The 2,500-nt window shown below is 56.1% G+C and carries 1 tRNA gene and 2 rRNA genes (1 of these 3 cut by a window edge); all 3 read left to right on the top strand.

Going from position 1 to position 2,500, the window contains the following annotated elements:
* Positions 1-2,151: ribosomal RNA gene (locus tag HLH48_RS22400) — 23S ribosomal RNA — on the top strand; it begins 590 nt to the left of the window's first position.
* Between the two features lie 121 nt (positions 2,152-2,272).
* Positions 2,273-2,388, top strand: a 5S ribosomal RNA gene (gene rrf / locus HLH48_RS22395).
* Between the two features lie 21 nt (positions 2,389-2,409).
* Positions 2,410-2,486 (top strand) — tRNA-Met (locus HLH48_RS22390).
* Positions 2,487-2,500 lie beyond the last annotated feature (14 nt).

The following is a 2,500-nucleotide window of genomic DNA, read 5'->3' as shown; positions in this document are numbered from 1 at the left end:
AGCCGTTAGGTGTAGGCGAAGCGAAAGCGAGTCTGAATAGGGCGACGAGTTGCTGGCAGAAGACCCGAAACCGAGTGATCTAGCCATGGCCAGGCTGAAGGTGCGGTAACACGCACTGGAGGGCCGAACCCACGCCTGTTGAAAAAGTCGGGGATGAGCTGTGGCTAGGGGTGAAAGGCCAATCAAACTCGGAGATAGCTGGTTCTCCGCGAAATCTATTGAGGTAGATCGTCAGGTGTTGACCCCGGGGGGTAGAGCACTGGATGGGCTAGGGGGGCCCAAAGCCTTACCAAACCTAACCAAACTCCGAATACCCGGAAGTTTAGCCTGGCAGACAGACGGTGGGTGCTAAGGTCCATCGTCGAGAGGGAAACAGCCCAGACCACCAGCTAAGGCCCCCAAATCGTGGCTAAGTGGGAAAGGATGTGGGGATTCCAAAACAACCAGGAGGTTGGCTTAGAAGCAGCCATCCTTTAAAGAAAGCGTAATAGCTCACTGGTCTATTAGAAACCCTGCGCCGAAAATGTAACGGGGCTCAAGCCACGTGCCGAAGCTGTGGGTGCATACTTTGTATGCGCGGTAGCGGAGCGTTCCGTAAGTCTGTGAAGGAGACGGGGTGACCCTCTCTGGAGATATCGGAAGTGCGAATGCTGACATGAGTAGCGACAAACAGTGCGAGAAACACTGTCGCCGAAAGTCCAAGGGTTCCTGCGCAAGGTTAATCCGCGCAGGGTGAGCCGGCCCCTAAGGCGAGGGCGAAAGCCGTAGTCGATGGAAACCAGGTGAATAGTCCTGGGCCTGCCAGAAGTGACGAATGCAAAATGTTGTCAGTCCTTATCGGATTGGACTGGCTTTTCGCGCATTCCAGGAAATAGCTCTGGCATATAGACCGTACCCGAAACCGACACAGGTGGACTGGTAGAGAATACCAAGGCGCTTGAGAGAACGATGCTGAAGGAACTAGGCAAATTACTCGCGTAACTTCGGGATAAGCGAGACCCGTCAGTGGGCAACCATCGGCGGGTGGCACAAACCAGGGGGTAGCGACTGTTTAGTAAAAACACAGGGCTGTGCGAAGTCGAGAGACGACGTATACGGCCTGACGCCTGCCCGGTGCCGGAAGGTTAAGAGGAGGTGTGCAAGCACTGAATTGAAGCCCCGGTAAACGGCGGCCGTAACTATAACGGTCCTAAGGTAGCGAAATTCCTTGTCGGGTAAGTTCCGACCTGCACGAATGGCGTAACGACTTCCCCGCTGTCTCCAGCATCGGCTCAGCGAAATTGAATTCCCCGTGAAGATGCGGGGTACCCGCGGTCAGACGGAAAGACCCTATGAACCTTTACTGCAGCTTTGCAGTGGCATCAGAGACATTCTGTGTAGGATAGGTGGGAGGCTTTGAAACCGGGGCGCCAGTTCCGGTGGAGCCATCCTTGAAATACCACCCTGACTGTTTCTGATGTCTAACCGAGACCAGTAAGCCTGGTCCGGGACCCTGCATGGTGGGCAGTTTGACTGGGGCGGTCGCCTCCCAAAGTGTAACGGAGGCGCGCGATGGTGGGCTCAGGTCGGTCGGACATCGACTGTTGAGTGCAATGGCATAAGCCCGCCTGACTGTGAGAGTGACAGCTCGATCAGAGACGAAAGTCGGCCATAGTGATCCGGTGGTCCCGCGTGGAAGGGCCATCGCTCAACGGATAAAAGGTACTCTAGGGATAACAGGCTGATCTCCCCCAAGAGTCCACATCGACGGGGAGGTTTGGCACCTCGATGTCGGCTCATCACATCCTGGGGCTGGAGCAGGTCCCAAGGGTTCGGCTGTTCGCCGATTAAAGTGGTACGTGAGCTGGGTTTAGAACGTCGTGAGACAGTTCGGTCCCTATCTGCCGTGGGTGTTGGAGACTTGAGAGGATTTGTCCCTAGTACGAGAGGACCGGGATGAACAGACCTCTGGTGTACCGGTTGTCGCGCCAGCGGCACAGCCGGGTAGCTAAGTCTGGACGGGATAATCGCTGAAAGCATCTAAGCGAGAAACCCACCTCAAAACCAGGTCTCCCCAAGGGCCGTGATAGACCATCACGTCGATAGGCCAGGTGTGAAAGCGCAGTAATGCGTGCAGCTAACTGGTCCTAATCGCCCAATAGGCTCACCCATGCCGCCTGGCATCGCCAGGCAACACACATGCACAGAAATCATCCACGCACACAAAACACTCACAAAAAAACACCAACCTCACACGCCCATTTAACACCCCTCACAAGGGTGGACTGGACGACCTGGTGGCTATGGCGGGGAAAGATCCACCCGATCCCATCCCGAACTCGGCCGTGAAATGCCCCTGCGCCTATGATACTGCGTCTTAAGACGCGGGAAAGTCGGTCGCCGCCAGGTCTTCCAGTCCTCCCTCACCCCCGCGGGGTGGAGCAGCCCGGTAGCTCGTCAGGCTCATAACCTGAAGGTCACAGGTTCAAATCCTGTCCCCGCAACCATGAATCCCGTTTGA

It is taken from the genome of Gluconacetobacter sacchari (assembly GCF_014174255.1).
GTDB classification, from domain to species: Bacteria; Pseudomonadota; Alphaproteobacteria; order Acetobacterales; family Acetobacteraceae; genus Gluconacetobacter; species Gluconacetobacter sacchari.
Note: the sequence above shows the minus strand (reverse complement) of the source record. Positions and strands in the feature narration are given on the sequence as shown.